The organism is Neorhizobium sp. CSC1952 (genome assembly GCF_030378245.1).
Taxonomy (GTDB): domain Bacteria; phylum Pseudomonadota; class Alphaproteobacteria; order Rhizobiales; family Rhizobiaceae; genus Neorhizobium; species Neorhizobium oryzae_A.
Genome location: NZ_CP128416.1, coordinates 3,720,386 through 3,742,533 on the forward strand (window position 1 = coordinate 3,720,386; position 22,148 = coordinate 3,742,533).

Sequence of the window (22,148 nt, forward strand, 5' to 3'; positions counted from 1 at the left end):
CATGCAGAAAACCGTTTCGTTCGTCCTCGTCTGGTTCGCGCTCGTGCTGCTGTTGGCCGCGACGGTGACGGCGAGTTTCATGTTGAAGGGACCTGCCGGCCTGGCCGTCAGCCTCGGCATAGCCTTTGGCAAGTCCGGCCTGATCTACTGGCACTACATGCATCTCAACGAGGAAGAAGGATTGCAGCGGATCGCCGCGCTCGGCGCCGGCGCCTGGCTGCTCATCCTCTTCGCCTTCGTCTGCGCCGATTATCTGACACGCTGAGGGGCGCATCGTGCTCTATGCCGCTTTGCTATATCTGAAAGCAAATCAGCGAAACTAGTAATATCTCCCTGTAGTGATACCGTGAAGATGCGACGGGGGAGATAGATCGCCGCTGTCGCATCGGGAGAGCTTCAGACCCAGGAAATCGTAGGCGGATGCGGCGGGGGCGCGGCGTCGGTGCATGGTCACCGACCGCCATGCTCGGCGTGTGGAGGATTTGATGACATCATCGCGGAGTTGGAGAGTAAGTTTGGCGGGCGAATGCATGGTGTGCCGTCCGTTCAACATGCACGAGGAGCCGGAGTTCCTTCGGGTCTGGGAGCTGCTGAAGGATGCCGACGTCACCTACGGCCATCTGGAAATGAACTTTGCCGAATATGACGAGCTCAAGTGGCCGGCGCGGGGGCAGGGTATCGGCAGCTTCATGATGGCCGATCCGGAGGTTGCCAAGGATCTCAAATGGGCCGGCTTCGACATCATGTCGACGGCCCATAATCACAGTTTCGACTTCGGTCCCGAAGGGCTTTTCGCGACCAAGAAGCACATGAAGTCGGCCGGCATCGTCACCGCCGGCACGGGCGCCGATCTGGAACTTGCGAGCGAGCCCGGTTATGTCGACAAGAGGAACGGTCGTGTCGCGCTCGTCTCGACGAGCTCCGGCAACCAGCACTTCATGTGGGCGGGCCAGCCGAAGGGCGCGCTGCGCGGCCGCCCCGGCGTCAATCCCCAGCGGCTCACCTTCGAATTCATGGTCGACGAGCAGACGGCCAGGAATCTCAAGGATTTCGGCGAGAAGCTGAACGTCATGAAGAAGCCGAAGCACGGACGCGAGGGGTCGTTCGGCATCCAGCTGCCGGGCGCGCAGCAATGGGGCGATCCGGACTCCTTCTTCGTCGGCGATCATTTCGAGATCATCAGCCGCTGCCACAAGCGCGATCTGGAACGCAATCTGCGCTCCGTCGACGAGGCGCGTGCGATGGCCGACCTGGTGATCGTGGCGCACCATTTCAGCGTCTCGGACGGACCGCGCGGCGACACGCCTCCGGGATTCGTGAAGGAATTCGCCCATGCGGTCATCGACGGCGGCGCCGACATCTATGTCGGGCATGGCTGGCACCGCACGCTCGGCATCGAAATCTACAAGGGCAAGCCGATCATCTACGGTATCGGCAATTTCTTCGCCCAGTCGGAATTCATCCAGCGCGTACCCTACGACAGCTATGACGCGTGGGGTCATGACGTGGACCGACTGCCGATGCTGACGCCCGCCGCCCATCCGCTGCATCCGGGTCTCGACACTCCTTCGGATACCTGGTGGAGCTCGGCGGTCATCCAGCTCGAGATGGAAGACCGCAAGCTGAAGCGTATCCGCCTGCACCCGGTGGAAATGGGCCGCGAATCCACGCCTGAGGCGGGCCAGACCCGCCGGACGGGCAACGGCGAGCATCCTTTCACGGAAGGGCGCCCGATGCTCGCCAAGGGGGAAGACGCCGTCCGCATCCTCGATCGCTACCGCCGCCTGTCCGAACCGTTCGGAACCAGGGTGGTCATCGAGAACGGTGTCGGGATCGTCGACCTCTAGTAAGAAGGCGTGAACCGGTGGCGGAGGAGGATGTCGCCAGAGGTTCAGCGCAGATAACGATGGCCGGAGTTTTTATCGAAATCCGGCCGTCGAGCGAAAGGGAGGTAACGCATGCAACAGGCCAGCCAGCGCGTTGACGGCGGGCAGCCGGTCGCCTTGTCCGCGAACGGCGTCTCACTGCTGGATGTCCGCGATCTGACGGTGAGCTTTCCTGCCGGAGCGGGCAGCACGCACATCGTCCGGGGATTGAGCTATTCGATCGCCCGGGGCGAAACCCTAGGCATTGTCGGCGAGAGCGGCTGCGGCAAGACGATGACCTCGCTCGCCCTGCTGGGTCTCATTCCCGCCAACGGGACGATCGGCGGCGAGATCAATTTCGGCGGTCGAAATCTCGTTTCGATGACCCAGCGGCAGCAGCGGCATATCCGTGGCCGGGAGATCGCGATGATCTTCCAGGAGCCGATGACGGCTATGAACCCGGTGATGAACGTCGGGCGCCAGATCGCCGAGGTGCTGGTCAGGCACGAGGGGCTTTCGAAGAAGGAGGCGGGCAAACGCGCCGTCGATCTGCTGGCACAGGTCGGCATCCCGTCTCCGGCGCGGCGGGCGGAGGACTATCCGCATCAGCTTTCCGGCGGCATGCGCCAGCGCGCCATGATCGCCATGGCGCTCGCCTGCCGGCCGCAGCTTCTGATCGCCGACGAGCCGACGACCGCCCTGGATGTGACCATCCAGGCCCAGATCCTCGACCTGATGCTGACGCTTCAGGACGAGGCGCAGATGTCGATCCAGTTCATCAGCCATAATCTCGCGGTCGTCTCCGAGGTCGCCCATTCGATCATGGTCATGTATGCGGGCAAGGCAGTCGAATACGCGCCGGCCGAGGAACTGTTCTCCAATCCGCTGCATCCCTATACGCAAGGGCTGATCAAGACGCTTCCCGATCCCGACAGGCAGGTGAAGCGGCTCTATGTGATACCGGGCCGGGTGGTTTCGGACATTAGCGCCGGATGTCGTTTCGCTCGCCGCTGTCCGCTTGCCGATGAGGGGTGCCGGAAGGTCGAACCGGAACTCGCGGAGGTTGCTCCCGGTCATCAGGTCGCTTGCCTCAAGGTGGCGCCATGACCGAGCTTCTGAGACTGGACAATATCAGCGTGAACATTCCCCTCGGGGGTGGCTTTCTGAAGCCCAAGGTCTGGCTTCAGGCGGTGAACGACGTCTCGCTGACGGTTCTTAGGGGCGAAACGCTGGCGCTCGTCGGCGAAAGCGGCAGCGGCAAGAGCACGCTGGGCTACGTCGTGGCGGGCCTGCGCAGGCAAAGCGAGGGTACGGTCAGCTTCCACGGCGCTCCCGTCGACGGCGAGGACGGCAAGCGTCCCGTGCAGGTGATCTTCCAGGATCCGTTTTCGGCGCTCGACCCGCGCATGGTGGTCGGCGAGATCGTCGCCGAACCGTTGAGGCTCAAGGGCGTGCCGTCGGAACAGCGATTGGCGCGGGCGACGGAGGTGCTGGGGCAGGTGGGATTGCCGCCGGAAGCGGCGCGCCGCTACCCCCATCAGTTTTCCGGCGGGCAGCGGCAGCGCATCGCGATCGCCCGCGCGCTGATCGCCGAGCCGGAGATGATCGTTGCCGACGAGCCGCTTTCGGCGCTAGACGTCTCGATCCAGAGCCAGGTGCTCAATCTCCTCGACGACATCAAGCAGGAGCACGGCATCAGCTATATCTTCATCAGCCACGATCTCGGCGTCGTTCGGCATCTCGCGGACAGGGTCGCGGTTCTCTATCTCGGACGGCTGATGGAAGTGGCGAGCCGCGACGATCTCTTCGTCACGCCCAGCCACCCGTACACCCAGGCGCTGCTTGCCGCCGTGCCTCGCATCGGCAGGGGACGGCGCAAGAAGGAGCAGATCCTCAAGGGCGAGATCCCGTCGCCGCTTTCGCCGCCGTCGGGCTGCGTCTTCCACACGCGCTGCCCGCGGGCGGAGGACATATGCCGCAGGGAAAGGCCGGCGCTTCTGCCGGCCCCCGGACGGCCAACGCAGCTTTCTGCCTGTCATTTCAAGGATTGAGCCGATGTTGAGATACACGATATCGCGCCTTCTCCAAGCGGTCCTCGTCATACTGGTGATGTCGCTCCTGCTCTTCATGCTGATCGGGCTGATGCCGGGCGATCCGGTGGAGAACATGCTGGAGGGAAACCCGGCGCTGACGCCGGAGACCATGGCGCAGATGCGGGCGCTCTACGGTGTCGACCAGCCGCTCTATACGCGCTACGGGCACTGGCTCACTTCGGCGCTCCATGGCGATCTCGGCTATTCCAGCGTCTATTTCCGGCCCGTGCTCGACGTTCTCGGACCGGCGATCATCCAGACGGCCAAGCTTCTGGTCCTGACGGAACTGATCAGCATCCCGCTCGCAATGCTTCTCGGCGCGCTTGCCGCCCGCAAGCCCGGCGGCTGGACGGACAGCATCATCAGCCTGCTGGCATTCGCGAGCATCTCGCTTCCGGGCTTCTGGACCTCGCTCATCCTGATCATCGTCTTCTCGGTCAAGCTCGGCTGGCTGCCGGCCAGCGGCACGCCGCTTCTCAGCGATGCGTCCATGTCGGAACAGCTCGTCCACATGATCCTGCCGGTGACGGTGCTGACGTTCTTCCATGTCGGGCCGCTGGTGCGCTACGTGCGCGCCTCGATGATCGAGACGCTGAATTCGGATTTCGTCCGCACCGCCCGGGCGAAGGGATTGTCGGAGACGACGGTCGTCATGCGCCATGCACTCCGCAATGCGCTGATCCCCATGGTGACCGTGCTGGCCCTCGGCTTCGGCTCGCTGTTTTCCGGGGCGCTCGTCGTGGAGACGATCTTCGGCATGCTCGGCATGGGCAAGATCATCTACGACGCCATCAGCAATATCGATTTCAACCTGGCCCTGGTCGGGCTCCTGCTCGCGACGATCGTCACCCTGCTGTCGAGCCTGCTTGCCGACCTCGCCTATGCCTGGCTCGATCCGAGGATTACCCTGAAATGAGCACCGTCACCGCCGACAAAGCGCCGGCAGAGGCCGGCAGGAATTCAGTCTGGAGCAAGCGCTGGGAGCGTTTCCGGCACAACAAGCTGGCGATGATCTCGCTCGTCTTCCTGGCACTCATGGCGATCGCCTGCGCGATGGCCGGCCCGATCGAACATTTCACCGGCATCGATGCGAACGCGACGAACCTTCTGCGGCGTTTCCGGCCGCCGTCGGCCCAGCACTGGCTCGGAACCGACGATCTCGGCCGCGACGTTCTGCTGCGGCTGCTACACGGCGGCCAGGTGTCGATCGCGGTCGGGCTCCTCGCAACCCTCATCACGGCGGTGATCGGCATAGCGATCGGCGTCACGGCCGGTTACATCGGCGGGCAGTTCGACAATATCCTCATGCGGATGACGGACTGCATCATCGCGCTGCCGCTCATCCCCGTTCTCATCGTGCTCGGCGCGGTCGATCTGACGAAGATCGGCTTGAGCCCGGAGGCAGCCAGCTCGCCGGCCGTCGTTTTCCTGAGGATCGTGATCATCATCGCGCTGGTAGACTGGACGACGATCGCCAGGATCGCCCGCGCCGGCACGATCACCGTGCGCGACGTCGACTATGTGCGGGCGGCGACCGTGAGCGGCGCGAAGGGACCGTACAATGTCTTCGTGCACGTGCTGCCGAATATCGCGACCCCTCTGATCGTCGCCATGACGCTGTCGGTCGGGCGCATCATCCTGTTCGAATCGACCCTCAGCTTCCTCGGCTTCGGCATCGTTCCGCCCACTCCCACCTGGGGCAACATGCTGACCAACGCCCAGCAGCTGATCATCTCTGCGCCCCTGCTCGCGGTTTATCCGGGTCTCCTGATCTTCACGACGGTGATGGCGGTGAATTTCGTCGGCGACGGGGTGCGGTCCGCATTCGACCCGCGCTCAGAGACGGGCTCGCGGTCGCATTGAGACATGCCTGAAAACAGAAGTCTTATGGAGGAGAAAATGACGTCTGTAGGGTTGAAATTCAAAACATTCGCCAAGGTCGCGCTGGCCGGGACTGCAATCGCGATTTTGGCTTCGACAACGACGATGGCCCAGCCGAGCAAGGATCAGCTCGTCGTCGGCCAGATCCAGTTCCTGACCAATTTTCATCCGCTGATCCAGGTCAACAACACCAAGCGGTTGACGATCAACTATTCCCTGAGGCCGATCACCGCCTTCGACGAAAACGTCGTCAATCAGTGCATTCTGTGCGAGACGCTGCCGACGATCGAGAACGGGCTCGCCAAGATCGTCGACCTGCCCGACGGCAAGAAGGGCATGCAGGTAACGCTCACCTTGAGAAAAGGGCTCGCCTGGGGAGACGGCGTACCGGTCACGTCCAAGGACATCGAGTTCACCTGGAAGATGGCGCGCGATCCGAAGATCGGATTTTCCAACTACAATTCCTGGGATCGCGCCACGGACCTGAAGATCGTCGACGACCGCACCGTCGTCCTGACCCTGCCGCAGGTCCTCTCCAGCTATAATTCATGGGATCAGATCCTGCCGGAGCACCTGGAAGGGCCGGTCTATGCCGCCAATCCGACGCTCGACACCTATGTCAAGCAATCGCTCTACAATACCCAGCCGACCAATCCCGGCCTCTGGAACGGCGCCTTTCTTCTGAGCGACTACCAGATCGGCACGCGCATCGTCTTCCAGCCCAATCCCCATTGGCCGGGCACCAAGCCACACCTGCAGCGCATCATCTTCAGTTATCGCGACAATTCGTCGGCACTGCTTCAGAACCTTCTGGCCGGCGCGGTGGATGCGGTGCCGGTCAGCCCCGGCGGCATCAGCTTTTCGCAGATGCTCGACCTGCGCGGCCAGCAGCCGACCAAGTTCAAATACTATATCGACTACGGCACTAACGTGGAGCGCATCGCGGTCAACTTCGACAATCCGATCCTGCAGGATAAATCGGTGCGGCAGGCGCTTCTTTACGCGATCGACCGGCAGGCGATCAGCGACGAACTGTTCGGCGGATTGCAGCCGGTGGCGAACGGCATCCTCAGCGACGAGAACGCCTATTACAACAAGAACATGACGATCTACAAATACGATGCGGAGAAGGCCAAGGAGCTGCTGGCGAGCGCCGGCTGGAAGCCGGGCCCGGACGGCATCTGCGTGAACGACAAGGGCGAGCGTCTTTCGCTCGAACTGGTGTCGACCGCCGGCAACCAGACCCGCGAGCAGATCGCCCAGGTCGTCCAAAGCCAGATGAAGGACGTCTGCGTCGAGATCAAGAACAACTTCGTGCCGCTCCAGGAATTCAACGGCGAGATGGCGCGCAAGCGGAAGTTCAAGGCGCTCATGATGTCCTCGATCGACTTCTCACCGTCGGTATCCCCGCACATCGCGCTCGGTTCGGATTCCATTCCGAAGGCGGAGAACAACGGCGTCGGCAATAATTTCTCCGGCTATGCGAACCCGGCCATGGATGAAGCGATTTCCGAACTGGAAGTGGCTCTCGACCCGAAAACCACCAAGGAGAAATGGGCGGACGTCCAGAAGATTTTCGCCGACGATCTGCCGATGCTGCCGCTCTATTTCTATCCGCGCGCCTATGTGGCGGTGCCCGACCTGGTGAATTTCCGGCAGGGCACGCTCGATCCCCTGGCGATATGGGCGGAGGAATGGGACCGGAAATAATCCGGTCGCCGTGATTGCCAGCTTGTCGAGACACCACGAAGCACGGGATTTCCAATGACGATGAACATCGCCGTTCTGGACGATTATATCGGCATTTCACAGAAGATCGCCGATTGGGAGCCGTTGAAATCCCGTGCCAACGTGGTCGTGTTCGACAGGCCGCTTGCCGTACCGGACGAGGCGGCGAGGGAACTCGCCGACTTCGACGTCATCTGCACGCTCCGGGAACGGATGCCGATCCCGGCCGCGCTGATCGGGCGGCTGCCGCGGCTGAAATATATCGTCGTGACGGGAAAGCGTTACGACACGGTGGATGTCGCGGCTGCTGCGGCCCGCGGCATCCCCGTCTCCAACACGCCGGTCTCCGGTGCCGGCGCGGGCGGGGTCGCGGAGCTCGTCTGGGGGCTGATCCTGTCGGCCGCCCGGCACATAGCCTCCGAGGACCGGATGATGCGGCAGGGCGGCTGGCAGCATCATGCGGGAACGACCGTCGGCGGCAAGACGCTCGGCATTCTCGGACTTGGCGGGCTCGGCCGCCGCGTTGCCGAGATCGGCCGGGTCTTCGGCATGGACCTGCAGGCCTGGAGCCAGAACATGACGGACGAGCAGGCGGAGGCCGCCGGCGCCCGCCGCGTGTCGAAGGAAGAGCTCTTTGCCACCAGCGATATCGTCACCATCCATCTCGCTCTCAGCGACCGGACCCGCGGCATCGTCGGGGCGCCGGAACTGCAGGCGATGAAGAAAAGCGCCTTCCTCATCAATACGGCGAGGGGTGCCATTGTCGATGAGCGAGCCCTTATCGATGCTTTGAGAAGCGGTTCGATCGCCGGGGCGGGGCTCGACGTCTATGAAAGAGAGCCGCTGCCGGCGGATCATCCGTTCCGCAGCATGCCGAATGTGGTGATCACGCCGCATCTCGGCTATTTCACGCGGGAGATGCTCGGCACCTATTACGGCGATGCCGTTCGCCTGATCGAGGCTTTTCTGGACGGCAGGCCCGAGCGGGTCGTCAACATGGTGGCCGCCGATACCTGAGGCATCGCTGCATCTGGAGATGCTACGCCTGCGCGTCCTTGAGGAGCTGCAGGCTCAGATCCCTGAGTATCCGGAAGGCGGCCTCATGAAGCCTGTTGTTGAGCCTGCGGGCTGGCTGGACGAGCTCCACGGAGAGAACGAGTTCCGGCCCGACGATCTTGCGCGTGGCAAGGCCCGAGCCGGCACCTTTGGATTTCAGCGTCCGCATCGACGCGACCGTGAAACCATAACCATCACGCACCAGGTCGAACATCGTTTCAAGCGGATCGAGCTCGAACACGATATTCGGTTTCTGACCCATGCGCGCCAGTTCCGACTCTACGATCACCCTCGTGCTGTTGGGGCGGCAGGCTATGACCATGGGCAGGGACGCCAAGGCTTCCAAAGGCACGGGGTCCGGGTCGTCGAAAGCATCTTCCGAGCCGATCAGATAGAGGTTCTCGTCGACCAGATCATGAATTTCCAGCATGGGCGAGGAGGGGGCGTTGTACATGATCGCCATGTCGATGCGGCCCGAGAGGAGCCATTCCTGCAACTGGCTGGAGCGGCCGTGGATGAGCGTCACCTGGGCGTCCGACAGCTCCTCCCGCAGGCGGCGGATCAGTGCGGTGGCGATGGCGATGGAAATCGTGGCGGGCAGGCCGATCGCGACCTTTCCCGATTTGCCGGTGCGCGCATTGTCGATGTCCTCATAGGTCCGTTCGACCATCCGAAGAATGCCGCGGGCGTTGCTGAGCAGCCGCTCGCCCGCCTCGGTGACTTCCACGCCGCGGCCGTTGCGGACGAGCAGCCTTTCCTTGAGTTCGATCTCGAGGTTCCGCACCTGTCTGCTGAGCGCAGGCTGTGCAACATGCAGAAACGCCGAAGCGCGGCTGAAACTGCCGAGCTCCGCCACGCGCACGAAATATCCGAGCTGCCGAATGTCCATTCTTTCCTCCCATTCGAGTTATGCCGGTTTGTTATGTCTGATAGTGAGGCTTAACATCTGGTGATAGGCCACCATGTGGCGTAGCGTTTCCTGGGTCAATTTCATTCTGGAGGAGAATGGTGGCGACGTCGGAAAATGTGGCGGACCGAAACGGCTTGAAAATCTGGGAATGCGTGCTTTGCGGCTATCGCTATGACGAGGCGCTCGGCGATCCCGATGGCGGCGTGCCGCCCGGTACACGCTGGGAGGATGTGCCGGACGACTGGATATGTCCGGATTGCGGGGCCAGCAAGCATCAGTTCGACATGAAGGTCGTCGGCTGACAGCGGATCAGCCGCCGCAGGGGATGGCAAGTTTGTCAACAAGAGGAGGATCAACATGCAGGCCGCGTCGTATTCAGAGAAGGAACCGAGCCGCTTTCGCCGCGGCCAGTCCTGGAAAATCAACCTGTTCGGCAAGAATTCCGATGTCGCGACGCCGGAGCCCCAGGCGTTTCGCCTCGATCTCAATGCCCACCAGAAGCTCGATTCGCATTTTCACATCGTCGATCAGTTCCAGGTCTTCGTCGCCGGGAGCGGCACGATCGGCCGGGACGAAGTACGTCTCGTGACGGTCCACTATGCCGACCATCACACCGGTTACGGGCCGCTGATCGCCGGCGCCCAGGGCCTCTCCTATCTTACGCTGCGCAGCAAGACGGACGCCGGCCTCGTCTATCTGACCACCCCGGATATCCGCGAGAAACTGCGGCCGACCAAGCGGCGTCACCGCGTTTCCGAGCCGGTGACGCTTTCCATCGATCCTGTTCTGCGCGACCGTACGGAGATTTCCGTCGAGACGGTGATCGAGGAACAGCCGGACGATGACGGAATGAACGTCAAGGTCATCCGCCTCGGTCCGTCGATGACAACGCGGGCGCCCGATCCGAGCGCGTCCGGCGGCCAATTTCTCATCGTCCTGAACGGCAGCCTGATCTTCGAAGGTGCGATTTACACGCCGTTTTCGCTGATCTTCGTCCGTTCCAGCGATGACGCGCCCATGCTCCAGGCCGGCGAGAGCGGACTGGAGCTCATGGTGACCCAGTATCCGCGCGAAGACGACTGGATGAAATCGATCCAGGCGCCCTGAAAACAATCGGGAGGAAAATCTTGCGGCCGTTCGATCTCGATGCGGTCCGGAAGGAGATCGCGCCTTCCGGTACATTGAAATGCGCGCTCAATCACGGGAACGTCGTCCTTGTTCGCCGCGGGCCGACAGAAGACAGCCCGAGCGGTGTTTCCGTCGATCTGGCGAGGGCGCTGGCCGACCGGCTGAAGCTTCCGATCGCCTTCCGGCATTACGACAGGGCCGGCGCGGTTTCCGGCAGCGTCGATACAGGCGAATGGGACGTCTGCTTTCTGGCGATCGACCCTGAGCGCGCCGAGCGGATCGCCTATAGCGAACCCTATGTGCTGATCGAAGGAGCGTATCTTGTCCGCGCCGATGGCAAGGCGAAAACGCCGGGAGACGTGGACCGGCTTCAGCTGCGGATCGGGGCTGTCAAGGGCAGCGCTTACGAACTCCACCTGTCGCGGAGCGGCAAAGGCGGCCGGCTCACGCGCTTCGACAGTTTCGCCGAAGCAACCGCAGCTCTCGATGCCGGTCAGCTCGACGGCCTTGCCGGCGTTCGGCAGGCGATGCGGAAGGTGGCGGCCGATCACCCCGCATTCGTTGTGATGCCGACACCGTTCATGACCATTCCGCAGGCCGTCGGCGTCAGCTCGACAAGGCTCCTCGCGGCACAGTTCGTTGCGGCATTCGTCGCGGAGATGAAGGCCGGCGGTCTTGTCCGTCAGTCCCTGGCCGGCAGTGGCCATTCAGACGTGATCGTGCCGACGTGATCGTGCCCGGCACCTGAGCCCCGTACCTCCTTGCTCGTTCATTAGCGTCGTTGAATTCAAACCGAGGACCGTTGAAGGGGACTCGCACATTCCGCGAGCCGCCCTACATAGACGGAGGTTTTTCATTTGTTCTCGTTTTGAATCTATGCGAGCATATGCCCGCAATCTGGAGGAAGTCCTGTTATGTCTCTGAAAACGAAGCTGCTGGGCATTGCTTTCGCGCTCGGTGTTTCGGCCACCATGGCCAATGCCCAGGTCGTCGTCTCTTCCAAGATCGATACCGAAGGCGGCGTGCTCGGCAATATCATCCTCGCCATGCTGAAGGCCAACAACATCGAGGCGACCGACCGTATCCAGCTCGGCGCGACGCCGGTGGTCCGCAAGGCGATCACCGCCGGCGAGATCGACATCTATCCGGAATATACGGGCAACGGGGCCTTCTTCTTCGAAAAGGGCGACGATCCGGCCTGGAAAAATCCGGAGCAGGCCTATGAAGCGGTCAAGAAGCTCGACTACGACGCCAACAAGATCGTCTGGCTGACGCCGTCCTCCGCCAACAACACCTGGGCGATCGCGCTGCGCAAGGATGTCGCGGAGGCCAACAACCTGAAGACGCTTACGGATTTCGGCAAATATGTTGCGGGCGGCGGCAAGATCGTGCTCGCGGCCTCTTCCGAATTCGTCAATTCCGCCGCGGCACTGCCGGCCTTCCAGACCACATACGGCTTTCAGCTGAAGCCGGAGCAGCTGATCACGCTGTCGGGCGGCGATACGGCCGCGACGATCGCGGCGGCTGCCAACCAGACCAACGGGGCGAATGCGGCCATGGTCTACGGCACCGATGGCGGCATCGCGCCTTCCGGTCTCGTGGTTCTGGAAGACGACAAGGGCGTACAGCCGGTCTACCAGCCCGCGCCGATCATCCGCGAGGAGGCGCTCAAGAAAAATCCGAATATCGAAAGCCTGCTGAAGCCGGTCTTCGAAAAGCTCGATCTCGTGACATTGCAGGATCTCAACGGCCGCGTCCAGGTGGGCGGCGAGCCGGCCAAGGCGGTCGCCGAGGATTTCCTCAAGAAGAACGGCTTCCTGAAGTAGTTCCGTTTCGGGCGGCTTTCGTGCCAACATGAGCCGGGTGCCTCGAAGCATCCGGCTTTTTCATCGGGATTTGGATACCGCGAGGCAGGGGAGCGGTTTGAGGATAAAGTTCGACAAGCTCGGCATCGTCATCGCCCTGATCGCGGCCTACGGGACTTTCTGGGCGGCCTTTGCAACGCTCAAGCCCAATCGCATATTGCAGGGAGAAGCGAGGGCGATCCTCGACGCCTTGCCGGGATGGGCGGGTTTCGGCCTGCTCGCTATCCTGTTCATGGCCGCAATCGCAGCACTCTTCCGAACTTCCCCATGGCTGAAGCTGGTCGCGGCGGCCGCTGCACTGGCGGCCTTGACGCTTTCGATCGGTCTCGCCGCAAGCTTTCTGACACCCGACGGCAACAGCTATGCCCGCGTCTCTCCGGCCTCGGGCTTCTGGCTCCTGCTGTTCGCATCCGCGTTGCTGGCCGCCGATGCGATCACGCGGCTTGCGCCGCCGCCCTGGATGCGCGTGCTGTTCCTGATCCTTGCGGCGATTGGGGTCGGAGCGATCCTGATGTCGGGAAGCTGGGACGGGCTGTCGATCATGAAGGAATATGCCGGCCGCGCCGACGTCTTCTGGATCGAGGCGGGCCGGCACGTGACGCTGGCGCTCGGCTCGCTGTTCGCCGCCGTCGTGGTGGGATTGCCGCTCGGCATCCTCTGTCACCGGGTTGAACCGCTCCGGGCAGCGGTGCTCAATACATTGAACCTCATCCAGACGATCCCGTCGATCGCGCTGTTCGGCATCCTGATCGGGCCGCTGGCATGGATTTCCGCCACCGTGCCGGGTGCGGCGGCGATCGGCATTCACGGCATCGGCGTCGCGCCGGCTTTCGTAGCGCTCTTCCTCTACTCGCTTCTGCCGGTGGTCGCCAACACAGTCGTCGGTCTTGCCGGCGTGCCGCGCGAGGCAAACGATGCAGCCCGCGGCATCGGCTTGACCGATCGGCAGCGGCTCTTCCAGATCGAGTTTCCGCTGGCGCTGCCGGTCATCCTGACAGGCATACGCATCGTGCTCGTTCAGAACATCGGCATGGCGACGATCGCGGCGCTGATCGGCGGCGGGGGCTTCGGAGTCTTCGTCTTCCAGGGCATCGGGCAGACCGCCATGGATCTCGTGCTGCTCGGCGCCGTGCCGACCGTGGCGCTCGCCTTCGCCGCGGCTGTCGTGCTGGATGCCCTGGTCGAAATGAACACGCGCGGACCGAACGGAGCGAGCAGCAGATGATCGAGATCGACGGCATCACCAAGCGCTATGACGGCATAACCGTGGTCGACGATGTTTCGATGGTGATCGAGCCGCGGACCGTCACCGTGATTGTCGGCACGTCCGGCTCGGGCAAGACGACGCTCATCCGGATGATCAACCGGCTGGTGGAGCCGAGCGAGGGATCGATCAGGCTCGACGGCGAGGACAACCGTTCGATCCCCGGCTATGAACTGCGTCGCCGGATCGGTTACGCCATCCAGGGGCACGGGCTTTTCCCGCATCGCACGGTGGCGCAGAACATCGCCACAGTGCCGGGCCTGCTCGGCTGGCAGAAGTCGCGCGTCGACGCCAAGGTCGAGGAGCTTTTGACGCTTTTCCAACTCGACCCGAAGACCTTCGGGCCGCGTTATCCGCACGAGCTTTCCGGCGGTCAGCAGCAGCGCGTCGGCGTCGCCCGGGCGCTTGCCGCCGAACCGAACGTGCTTTTGATGGACGAGCCTTTCGGAGCGCTCGACCCGATCATCCGCGCCAAGGCGCAGGAAGACCTGTTGGCGATTCAGAAGCATTTCGGCACGACGATCGTGCTCGTCACGCATGACATGAACGAAGCGTTCCATCTGGCTGATAACATTGCGGTTATGGACAAGGGAAAGGTGTTGCAATACGGTCCGCCCGCAGAACTCGTGCGGGCTCCGGCCACACCTTTCGTCGAGACGCTGATCGGCGATGGCGAGCGGCCGTTCCGCCTGCTTTCGATCGCCAGGACCGGAGCGGCGGCGGAGCCCGGCGAGGCGGAGGGCGAGCCGATCCGCGAGGACAGGAGCCAGCAGGAGGCGCTCGCCGACCTGATCTGGACCGGGCGGAAAGCGTTGCCGGTCATCTCGGCCAGCGGCGCGCCCATGGGGCGGGTCACTCTCGAAACACTTCTCAAGCGCGGCGCGAGGCGCCGATGAAGGTCTGGGCGCCGACGATCCTTCGCGGCTTGCTGCTCGTTCTGCTGGTTGCTTTTCTGGTGTCGCCGGGGAGTTTCGAGCCGCTGCTGAAGCCGTTGGTGCAGCCGAATGCACCGGCCATCTACAATCAGGGAAGCCTTCTCGGTTTGACGCTCCAGCATTTAAGGACGGTCTTCATCGCAACTTTGGCCGCGACGATCATCGCTGTGCTGCTGGCGATCCTCGTCACAAGGCCGTTCGGCGCGGAATTCCTGGCGCTTTCCCGCAGCCTCGTGAATATCGGCCAGACCTTTCCGCCCGTTGCGGTGCTGGCGCTCGCCGTGCCGGCCGTGGGCTTCGGCGAGAAGCCGACGCTGATAGCGCTTTTCCTCTATGGCCTGCTGCCGATCTTCGAGAATACGCTGACGGCGCTCACCAACTTGCCGCGCTCCGTGATGGAAGCGGCGCGCGGTTCCGGCATGACGCCGCTGCAGCGTCTTGTCCAGGTCGAACTGCTGCTTTCGCTGCCGGTGATCGTTGCCGGCATCCGGCTTTCCGTGGTCATCAGCCTTGCGACGGCAACGATCGGTTCGACGGTGGCGGCAAGGACGCTCGGCGAGGTGATCATCGCCGGGCTGCAATCGAACAATCTCGCCTTCATCCTACAGGGCGGCCTGATCGTCGGCGCGCTCGCGGTGCTGATCTATGACGGGCTATCGGCGATCGAAGCGATGTTGACCCGCCGGATCCGGACCTGATCAGCCGTGGCTCGAATCGGTCGGGATCGTGGGCTCCGCGTCCTGTTTCAGGTTGCCGCGATGGAAGATGAACAGACCGGCCAGCACGATGATCGCGGCGCCGGTCAATGTCTGGGCATCGGGAAAATCGCCGAAGAACACCCAGCCGAGAACGATCGCCCAGAGCAGCAGCGTATATTGCAGCGGCGCCAGCACTGAGGCCGGCGCAAGCTTCAGCGAGCGAGTGATCAGCAGATGCGCGGCACAGGATACGACGCCGAGCAGGAGCAGGGCCAGGAGTTCGCCGGTGTCGAAGGGGCTCCAGTTGCCGATCGTGAGGAACGCTCCGGCAATCAGGCAGGCGAGTGTCTGCCAGGTGACGAGCGTCGCGTCCGGCGTCGAGCGGAGCATGCGGTTGAGCACCAGCGTGAGCGCGAAGGAAAGGCTGCCGACGAGGCCGAAAATCGACGGCCAGGACAGCATTTCGGAAGAGGGGCGCAGCGCGATGACGACGCCGATGAAGCCGATCAGGACCGCGAGCCAGCGCCGCCAGCCGATGCGTTCACCGAGCAGGAAATGGGATAGCGCCGCGACATAGATCGGCCCGGCCATGTAGAAGGTCATGACATCGGCGAGCGGCAGATAGACGACAGCTGCGTAGAAGAGCCCGGTATCGGCTGTCGCGAGGATCACGCGCAGCACATGAAGCTGAGGCTTTTCGACCCTGTACAGCGCCGAAGCCGGCTGGCGGCTAAGCATCGGCCCGAGCACGAAAAAGGCGCCGATCGAGCGGATGAGCAGGACCTGGCCAACGGAAAAACTCGCTACCAGCCATTTGCCCATGGCGTCGTTCAGCGCGAACATGAAGTCGCCGAGCAGCATCAGGAGGACGCCAACCAGGACTGCATTGCCGCCCACGGCGTAGGCCGCTCTTTTGTTCATGATGTTCGAGCGCTCCCGACTCTCTGCATTGAAAGCAGCGACTTACCCTGCGAGCCGGCCGCCTTGCAAGGGCCTTGGTGCGCCGGTGGTTGTCGGAAAACTGATCGGCAGGCCACGCAGCACGCGGACGGCGAGAAAGGCGAAGCACTCGGCTTCCACCGCATCGCCCCGCCAGCCGAATTCATCGGCGGAAACGGCCTTCGCGCCGGCACGGCTTTCCAGCATCGCCATGATCGTCGGGTTACGCCTCCCGCCGCCGCTGACGATCAGCCGCTTCGGCCTGTGCGGCAAAAGGTCGAGCGCCTTGCCGACGGCCGATGCCGTGAAGGCGGAGAGGGTTGCGGCACCCGTAGCATCGTCGAGGCCGTCGGCCATGGCGGCGCTGAAATCGAAACGATCGAGCGATTTCGGATAGGGTGCGGTCAGGTAGGGATGCCGGAGCAGTGTGGCGAGGCGGTCTTCATCGACCTTGCCGGAAGCGCCGAGCGTGCCGTTCTTGTCCATGTCGCCGAGGCCGCGTGCCTTCATGAAGTCGTTGAGCGGCGCATTGGCCGGCCCTGTGTCGAAGGCGATCACAAGCTCCTTGCCGTCCCACCAGGTGATGTTGGCGACGCCGCCGAGATTGAGCACCGCCGTATCGCCGGACGTGTCGAGACCGCGCAGCAGCGCGGCATGGTAGGCGGCCGCGAGAGGCGCACCCTGGCCACCGGCGCGAACGTCCGCCGAGCGGAAGTCGTAGGCGACCTTGCAGCCGAGGATCGAAGCCATGAGTTTGCCGTCGCCGAGCTGACGGGTGTCGCCGAGCCTTTCCCTGGTCGGAGCGCGGTGCAATACCGTCTGGCCGTGGAAGCCGACGATGCCGACATCGGCCATGGTCAGCCCGCAGCTCTCGGCGAGGTCCTTCACTGCCTGCGATTGGGCGCGGGTCAGCGCTTCTTCGGCTTCGCGAAAGATTGCCGGATCGGGGCCTTCGAAATTCCAGGCGCGGGCCTGTTTCAGCGTTTCCTCCAGAAGCGCGCGGATTTCCGGCGGATAAGGGGCCAGCGTATAGGCGCCGAAGGTATCGATTGTCTCGCCGTCGGTCTTCAGGAGCGCCACGTCGATATTGCCGTCGAGAACAGTTCCGGTCATCAGGCCGACGGCCCAGATTGGCTCCATCGTGAAATTCCTCAACTTTGATTGACGAGATCGCCGACCGCCTGGCGCACCGCAAGGATGCCGCTGTCGAAATGGCGGGTCGGGTGAATGCGGTTGGTGAGCAGCGTCCAGGCGCGGGCCCTGTCGAAGTCGATCCAGAGAGCGGTGCCGGTGAAGCCCGTATGACCGATCGTGCCGGGGCTGCAGGCGTTGCCGCCCCACCAGTCCGGATAAGGCTGCTCCCAGCCATGGGTGCGTTTGCCGGAAAGCGGCGTGCGCATCAGCGTGACGGCTTCCTTGGAGGCTCCCGTGCCGTCGAGCAGGCTTTCGGCGAAATCGAGAACCGAGGTTACGGTGCCGAACAGGCCCGCATGGCCCGAGCCCTGCAGCGCCGAGCAGTTGTCGTCATGCACCTCGCCCGACAGAACGCGGTGTCGCCAGGTGCAGTCCTCCGTCGCGGCGGAGTTTTCCGGATCGGCAGACCAGGCGAAACCGGGGCCGGGATCGAGGTCCCGCAGCGTCTTGCCGGTCAGCCGTTCCAGGGCGAAACCGAGCAGGATGAAGTTGATATCGGAATAGACCGGAGGGCCGGCGCGCCATTCCCGCTGCAGGATGAAGGCGCGCAAGAGCTCCGGATCGCGGCCATAGGTATAGATTGGCGCGACGGCCGGGAAAGGCGTCTGGTGGCCCAGGCACTGGCGGAAGGTGACTTTCCGCTCCCAGGCATCGGCATCGTACTGACGCAGGTCCGGCAGGAGCGTGATGAGAGGCGCGTCCAGGTCGATCACGCCTTCATCCGCCAGTCTCAGGATGCGCGTCGTGGTGAAAATCACCTTGGTCAGCGAGGCGAGGTCGAACCATGTGTCGAGCGCCATCGGCCGGATGATCGGAGTGACCTGCGCCGCTCCGGTCGCGCGCGTCATGCGGCCGTGTTTCAGATCGACGATGCCGAACACGCCGCCCGGGATGCGCTTGTCCGCCACCGATTTCTGCAACGGTGCGAACGCCCGCTCGAAGGTGGCGGTCAATTCGGCATCGGCGGTGGTTCGGGTCCGGTCGTCCATGGTCCTGTTCCTCAGGCCTCCGCCCGCGCCCGGTGATCCGGTCCGAAATCCCGCCACTGCGGCTCCGGCGGTTCAAAACCGGGCGGGCGGACGAGGGACGGAACCTGGCGCGTATCGAGCTCGAAATGCTGGTTGCGGCGATCGATGCTCGGCACGGCGGAAATCAACCGCTTTGTATAGGAATGCTGCGGATTGGAAAGTACCGAAGCGGCATCGCCGATTTCGACGATCTGTCCCGCATAAAGCACGGCGATGCGATGGGCGATGCGCTCCACGACCGCCATGTCATGGGACACGAAGAGATAGGCGAGACCGTATTCCTTCTGCAGGTCGACCAGCAGTTCCAGCACTTTCGCCTGGACCGAGACGTCGAGCGCCGAGACCGCCTCGTCGAGGACGACGACCGACGGATTGAGCATCAGCGCACGGGCGATGCAGAGCCTCTGTCGCTGACCGCCGGAGAATTGGTGCGGGTAGCGCTCCAGGCTATCCTCCGGCAGGCCGACCCGCTTCAGGAGCGCCTTCATCTTGTCGCGGGTTTCGGTAGTGATCCGGCCGCCGGCGGCGATGACGGGCTCGGCAAGTATGCTGTCGATCCGAAGCCGCGGATTGAGCGAGGCGTAGGGGTTCTGAAACACCATTTGCGTGGCTGGATCGGTCGCATCCGCGACGCTGCCAGCCCTCTCCGTTAAACCATGGGCCGAGAACCTGCCGCGGGTCGGGCGCACAAGACCAAGGATCGCGCGCGCCGTGGTGGATTTGCCCGAGCCGCTTTCGCCGACGATCGCCAGCGTCTCGCCCGGCATCAGGTCGAAGCCGACGTTTTCCACGGCATGGACCGATCCCGGCGAACGGCCGAGCAGCCCGCCCGAAACCTTGAAGCGCACCGTCAGGCCGTCGACGCTCAGGGCAGGGGGCTTGGCCTTCTCCCGCCGGAAATCGGCGCGGGCGGCGCGGCCGGATTCGAAATGCGGCACGGCGCTCAACAGGTGACGGGTATATGGATGCTGCGGCCGATCGAGGACCTGGTCAAGCTGCCCCTGTTCCACCGCTTCGCCGGCCTGCATGACCATGATCTTGTCGGCAATGCCGGCGACGAGGCCGATGTCATGGGTGATGAAGATCATCGCCATGCCGGTCTCGTGCTTCAGTTCGCCGAGCAATGCCATGATCTGCGCCTGAACGGTGACATCGAGGGCGGTGGTCGGTTCGTCCGCGATCAAAAGGCGCGGGTTGCAGGCGAGAGCGGTCGCGATCATCACCCGCTGGAGCATGCCGCCGGAGAGCTGGTTCGGGCAGTATTTCAGTCGCCGCGCCGCATCGGGAATGCGCACGCGATCCAGCGCATCCCTGGCGGCGGCGGTCGCCTGCCGGCCGGTCAGGCCCCGGTGCAGGCGGAAGGATTCCTCGATCTGTGTACCGATGGTGAGCACCGGGTTGAGCGAGGTCATCGGCTCCTGGAAGATCATGCCGATCTCCGAGCCACGGATCTTTTCGAGTACCGGTTCGCCCGCTTGAGCGAGGTCGAGGATACTACCATCGCGGCGCTTGAAGTCGATCGAGCCGCCGATGATGCGGCCGCCGCCGAAATCCACGAGGCGGTTGATCGAAAGTGCGGTCACGGACTTGCCCGAGCCGCTTTCGCCGACGATCGCCAGCGTCTCGCCGGCTGCGAGATCGAAGCTGACGCCTTTGACGATCTCGTTCTTCGACGGGTCTCGTCCAAAGCCGACGCGCAAATTCGATGTGGAGAGGAGCGGAGTGGTCATGCCGGCCGGCTCCTCGTCCTAGGGTCGAGGATATCGCGCAGCGCGTCACCAAGCAGGTTGAAGCCAAGGATGCTGATCATGATCGCCAGCGCCGGGAAGATCAGCAGCCAGGGCGCCGTCTCCATCAGGTTGCGGCTGTCCGCCAGCATCAGGCCGAGCGAAGAGGCCGGCGGCTGAGTGCCGAGGCCGAGGAAGGAGAGACCTGCTTCCGTCAGCAGCGACCAGGCGAGCGCCAGCGTCACCTGGACGGTCAGCGGCGCGACAAGATTGAGAAGCAGGTGGCGGGTCAGGATATAGCGCCGGCTCGAACCGAAGGTGCGGGCGGCATCGACGAATTCGCGCGACTTGATGGAGAGCGCCGGGCCGCGCACCACCCGCGTGAAGATCGGCGTGTAGACGGTCGCGATCGCAGCCACGCTCGTCCACGTGCCCGGGCCGGCGACGGCGATGATGAGGAGTGCCAGCAGGATCGCCGGGAAGGCCAGCAGCACGTCCATGACGCGCATGACGAACCCATCCCAGGCTCTGCCGAACCAGGCGGCGGTCAAGCCCAGCACCGTGCCGGCGATCGTGGCCAGCGCGACGGCGCAGAAGCCGACCAGGAAGGACTGACCGATGCCTTTCATCAGGCGGCTTGCGACGTCGCGGCCGAAGAGGTCGGTGCCCATCCAATAGGTCGCATTCGGCGCATGCAGCCGGTCGATGCGAAACTGCTGGAGCGGATTGTGCGGGGTGATGTCGAACATGCCGAGCAGGGCGATGATGATGTAGACCACGACGATCGTACCGCCGATCCTGCCGCTGGCATGGGAAAAGATCGCACGCAGCATCGACATCAGCCGCCTTCTCCGAGACGGATGCGCGGGTCGAGCGCGGCATAAGCGAGGTCGACGAACAGATTGACCACCATGAAGTTGAAGGCGATGAAGAGGACGCAGCCCTGCACGAGCGCATAGTCGCGCTGCAGGATGGCGTCGAGGACGAGACGGCCGAGGCCCGGCAGGGCATAGATCTGTTCCACCAGAACCGCGCCGCCGAGCAGATAGCCGAATTCCACGCCGCTCAAGGTGACGACCGGGATCAACGCATTGGGAAGCGCATGGCGCCAGATGACGCTGCGTTTCGAGGCGCCCTTGGAGCGGGCGGTGCGGACGTAATCGTCGCTCAGCACGTCCAGCATGGCGGAGCGTGATATGCGGGTGACGGAGGCGGCGAAGGCAAAACCGAGCGTGATGGCCGGCAGGATCATCTGGCCGAGATTGCGCAGCGGATCCTCGAAGAACGGCGTGAATTCCCCCATAACCGGCAGGATGCCGAAGCCCGCCGACAGGGCGTAGATGATCAGCAGGCCGACGACGAAATTCGGGGTCGACTGGCCGATCATCGCGAAGATCCGGACGCCGAGGTCGGACATCTTCTCGTTACGGGTGGCGGCGAAGACGCCGGCCGGCAGGCCGACGAGAAGCGCGACGCACATGGACATCAGGGCAAGCTGAAGCGTCAGCGGGAAACGTTCCAGGATGACGGCGAGCACCGGCCGGCCGTAAGTGACGGAAATGCCGAGATCGCCCTGGAAGACGCCGGCGAGCCAGCGCCAGTATTGCACCAGAATCGGCTGATCGATGCCGAAATAGCCCGCCAGCGCATCCCTTTGTGCCGGCGTCAGGAGACCGGCTTCGGTTCCGAGCATCGCGGTAATCGCATCGCCCGGCACCATGCGGATCGTCACGAAGACGAGGATGGAAACCCCGAGCATGACGAGCGGAAAGGTCAACAGCCGTCGCGTCAGGTAACTCATGGATCAACCAACCTCGTATCCGTTACGTCACGCGAT

General features: G+C 63.5%; 22 protein-coding genes. 15 read left to right on the plus strand and 7 right to left on the minus strand.

The features are described 5' to 3' along the window. The first annotated feature begins 1 nt into the window (after nt 1). The 8 genes from QTA58_RS18125 to QTA58_RS18160 all read left to right on the plus strand — a co-directional run bounded on the left by QTA58_RS18125 (nt 2) and on the right by QTA58_RS18160 (nt 8,584). Entirely contained in the window at nt 2–265 is a 264-nt protein-coding gene (locus tag QTA58_RS18125; RefSeq protein WP_289669964.1) for a cytochrome C oxidase subunit IV family protein, read from the plus strand. 250 nt (nt 266–515) lie between these two features. After that, nucleotides 516–1,847: a CapA family protein gene (locus QTA58_RS18130; RefSeq protein ID WP_289669965.1), complete on the plus strand. Its 1,332-nt coding sequence runs from the start codon at nt 516–518 to the stop codon at nt 1,845–1,847. A 111-nt stretch (nt 1,848–1,958) separates the two neighbouring features. Beyond that, complete coding sequence (locus QTA58_RS18135) at nt 1,959–2,972, plus strand: ABC transporter ATP-binding protein (protein WP_289669967.1); 1,014 nt, start codon at nt 1,959–1,961, stop codon at nt 2,970–2,972. Continuing rightward, a complete protein-coding gene (locus QTA58_RS18140) occupies nt 2,969–3,916 on the plus strand; it encodes an oligopeptide/dipeptide ABC transporter ATP-binding protein (protein WP_289669969.1) in 948 nt (315 codons plus the stop codon). The genes QTA58_RS18135 and QTA58_RS18140 overlap by 4 nt, the downstream gene beginning before the upstream one ends. A gap of 4 nt (nt 3,917–3,920) precedes the next feature. Beyond that, nucleotides 3,921–4,874, plus strand: coding sequence for an ABC transporter permease (locus QTA58_RS18145; protein ID WP_289669970.1), 954 nt, complete (start codon nt 3,921–3,923; stop codon nt 4,872–4,874). Further along, nucleotides 4,871–5,821: an ABC transporter permease gene (locus QTA58_RS18150; protein WP_289669971.1), complete on the plus strand. Its 951-nt coding sequence runs from the start codon at nt 4,871–4,873 to the stop codon at nt 5,819–5,821. Before QTA58_RS18145 ends, QTA58_RS18150 begins: the two co-directional genes overlap by 4 nt. A 36-nt stretch (nt 5,822–5,857) precedes the next feature. Then, nucleotides 5,858–7,549, plus strand: coding sequence for a peptide ABC transporter substrate-binding protein (locus QTA58_RS18155; protein WP_289669972.1), 1,692 nt, complete (start codon nt 5,858–5,860; stop codon nt 7,547–7,549). 54 nt (nt 7,550–7,603) lie between these two features. Then, a complete protein-coding gene (locus QTA58_RS18160; RefSeq protein ID WP_289669973.1) occupies nt 7,604–8,584 on the plus strand; it encodes a D-2-hydroxyacid dehydrogenase family protein in 981 nt (326 codons plus the stop codon). Between the two features lie 22 nt (nt 8,585–8,606). On the opposite strand, the gene QTA58_RS18165 is transcribed toward QTA58_RS18160, so the two are convergent. Next, complete coding sequence (locus QTA58_RS18165) at nt 8,607–9,512, minus strand: LysR substrate-binding domain-containing protein (RefSeq protein WP_085424805.1); 906 nt, start codon at nt 9,510–9,512, stop codon at nt 8,607–8,609. 155 nt (nt 9,513–9,667) lie between these two features. Here QTA58_RS18165 and QTA58_RS18170 point away from each other — a divergent pair, with 155 nt between their 5' ends. The 7 genes from QTA58_RS18170 (at nt 9,668) to QTA58_RS18200 (ending at nt 15,423) form a co-directional block, all read left to right on the plus strand. Then, nucleotides 9,668–9,835, plus strand: a complete 168-nt coding sequence (locus QTA58_RS18170) for a rubredoxin (RefSeq protein ID WP_085425137.1) — start codon at nt 9,668–9,670, stop codon at nt 9,833–9,835. 55 nt (nt 9,836–9,890) lie between these two features. Then, nucleotides 9,891–10,640 carry a hypothetical protein gene (locus tag QTA58_RS18175; RefSeq protein ID WP_289669975.1) on the plus strand — a complete coding sequence of 250 codons (750 nt, stop codon included), beginning with the start codon at nt 9,891–9,893 and terminating at the stop codon, nt 10,638–10,640. Nucleotides 10,641–10,660: 20 nt separating this feature from the next. Continuing rightward, nucleotides 10,661–11,392: a transporter substrate-binding domain-containing protein gene (locus QTA58_RS18180; protein ID WP_289669976.1), complete on the plus strand. Its 732-nt coding sequence runs from the start codon at nt 10,661–10,663 to the stop codon at nt 11,390–11,392. A gap of 183 nt (nt 11,393–11,575) precedes the next feature. Further along, a complete protein-coding gene (locus QTA58_RS18185; protein ID WP_085424802.1) occupies nt 11,576–12,487 on the plus strand; it encodes an ABC transporter substrate-binding protein in 912 nt (303 codons plus the stop codon). Between the two features lie 97 nt (nt 12,488–12,584). Next, entirely contained in the window at nt 12,585–13,751 is a 1,167-nt protein-coding gene (locus tag QTA58_RS18190; protein ID WP_289669977.1) for an ABC transporter permease, read from the plus strand. Then, a complete protein-coding gene (locus tag QTA58_RS18195) occupies nt 13,748–14,686 on the plus strand; it encodes an ABC transporter ATP-binding protein (protein ID WP_289669978.1) in 939 nt (312 codons plus the stop codon). The genes QTA58_RS18190 and QTA58_RS18195 overlap by 4 nt, the downstream gene beginning before the upstream one ends. Continuing rightward, a complete protein-coding gene (locus tag QTA58_RS18200) occupies nt 14,683–15,423 on the plus strand; it encodes an ABC transporter permease (RefSeq protein ID WP_289669979.1) in 741 nt (246 codons plus the stop codon). The genes QTA58_RS18195 and QTA58_RS18200 overlap by 4 nt, the downstream gene beginning before the upstream one ends. On the opposite strand, the gene QTA58_RS18205 is transcribed toward QTA58_RS18200, so the two are convergent. Genes QTA58_RS18205 through QTA58_RS18230 form a run of 6 tightly spaced genes read right to left on the minus strand, consistent with a single transcriptional unit; the run spans nt 15,424 to nt 22,112 of the window. After that, on the minus strand, nt 15,424–16,344 hold the full coding sequence (locus QTA58_RS18205; protein ID WP_289669980.1) for a DMT family transporter: 921 nt from the start codon (nt 16,342–16,344) through the stop codon (nt 15,424–15,426). 42 nt (nt 16,345–16,386) lie between these two features. After that, nucleotides 16,387–17,502, minus strand: coding sequence for an anhydro-N-acetylmuramic acid kinase (locus QTA58_RS18210; RefSeq protein WP_289669981.1), 1,116 nt, complete (start codon nt 17,500–17,502; stop codon nt 16,387–16,389). A gap of 11 nt (nt 17,503–17,513) precedes the next feature. Next, the gene (locus QTA58_RS18215; RefSeq protein WP_289669983.1) at nt 17,514–18,545 is read right to left on the minus strand and encodes a serine hydrolase; all 1,032 of its coding nucleotides are present in this window, start codon (nt 18,543–18,545) and stop codon (nt 17,514–17,516) included. 11 nt (nt 18,546–18,556) lie between these two features. Continuing rightward, on the minus strand, nt 18,557–20,314 hold the full coding sequence (locus QTA58_RS18220; RefSeq protein WP_289669984.1) for an ABC transporter ATP-binding protein: 1,758 nt from the start codon (nt 20,312–20,314) through the stop codon (nt 18,557–18,559). Then, entirely contained in the window at nt 20,311–21,150 is an 840-nt protein-coding gene (locus QTA58_RS18225; protein ID WP_289669986.1) for an ABC transporter permease, read from the minus strand. The genes QTA58_RS18220 and QTA58_RS18225 overlap by 4 nt, the downstream gene beginning before the upstream one ends. Then, complete coding sequence (locus tag QTA58_RS18230; protein ID WP_289669987.1) at nt 21,150–22,112, minus strand: ABC transporter permease; 963 nt, start codon at nt 22,110–22,112, stop codon at nt 21,150–21,152. The genes QTA58_RS18225 and QTA58_RS18230 overlap by 1 nt, the downstream gene beginning before the upstream one ends. Nucleotides 22,113–22,148 lie beyond the last annotated feature (36 nt).

Bases quoted from the DNA above. Each gene is read 5' to 3' on its own strand.
- QTA58_RS18125 (WP_289669964.1), top strand. From the start codon at position 2: ATGCAGAAAACCGTTTCGTTCGTCCTCGTCTGGTTCGCGCTCGTGCTG.
- QTA58_RS18135 (WP_289669967.1), top strand. From the start codon at position 1,959: ATGCAACAGGCCAGCCAGCGCGTTGACGGCGGGCAGCCGGTCGCCTTG.
- QTA58_RS18140 (WP_289669969.1), top strand. From the start codon at position 2,969: ATGACCGAGCTTCTGAGACTGGACAATATCAGCGTGAACATTCCCCTC.
- QTA58_RS18145 (WP_289669970.1), top strand. From the start codon at position 3,921: ATGTTGAGATACACGATATCGCGCCTTCTCCAAGCGGTCCTCGTCATA.
- QTA58_RS18150 (WP_289669971.1), top strand. From the start codon at position 4,871: ATGAGCACCGTCACCGCCGACAAAGCGCCGGCAGAGGCCGGCAGGAAT.
- QTA58_RS18155 (WP_289669972.1), top strand. From the start codon at position 5,858: ATGACGTCTGTAGGGTTGAAATTCAAAACATTCGCCAAGGTCGCGCTG.
- QTA58_RS18160 (WP_289669973.1), top strand. From the start codon at position 7,604: ATGACGATGAACATCGCCGTTCTGGACGATTATATCGGCATTTCACAG.
- QTA58_RS18165 (WP_085424805.1), bottom strand. From the start codon at position 9,512: ATGGACATTCGGCAGCTCGGATATTTCGTGCGCGTGGCGGAGCTCGGC.
- QTA58_RS18175 (WP_289669975.1), top strand. From the start codon at position 9,891: ATGCAGGCCGCGTCGTATTCAGAGAAGGAACCGAGCCGCTTTCGCCGC.
- QTA58_RS18185 (WP_085424802.1), top strand. From the start codon at position 11,576: ATGTCTCTGAAAACGAAGCTGCTGGGCATTGCTTTCGCGCTCGGTGTT.
- QTA58_RS18195 (WP_289669978.1), top strand. From the start codon at position 13,748: ATGATCGAGATCGACGGCATCACCAAGCGCTATGACGGCATAACCGTG.
- QTA58_RS18200 (WP_289669979.1), top strand. From the start codon at position 14,683: ATGAAGGTCTGGGCGCCGACGATCCTTCGCGGCTTGCTGCTCGTTCTG.
- QTA58_RS18205 (WP_289669980.1), bottom strand. From the start codon at position 16,344: ATGAACAAAAGAGCGGCCTACGCCGTGGGCGGCAATGCAGTCCTGGTT.
- QTA58_RS18210 (WP_289669981.1), bottom strand. From the start codon at position 17,502: ATGGAGCCAATCTGGGCCGTCGGCCTGATGACCGGAACTGTTCTCGAC.
- QTA58_RS18215 (WP_289669983.1), bottom strand. From the start codon at position 18,545: ATGGACGACCGGACCCGAACCACCGCCGATGCCGAATTGACCGCCACC.
- QTA58_RS18220 (WP_289669984.1), bottom strand. From the start codon at position 20,314: ATGACCACTCCGCTCCTCTCCACATCGAATTTGCGCGTCGGCTTTGGA.
- QTA58_RS18225 (WP_289669986.1), bottom strand. From the start codon at position 21,150: ATGTCGATGCTGCGTGCGATCTTTTCCCATGCCAGCGGCAGGATCGGC.
- QTA58_RS18230 (WP_289669987.1), bottom strand. From the start codon at position 22,112: ATGAGTTACCTGACGCGACGGCTGTTGACCTTTCCGCTCGTCATGCTC.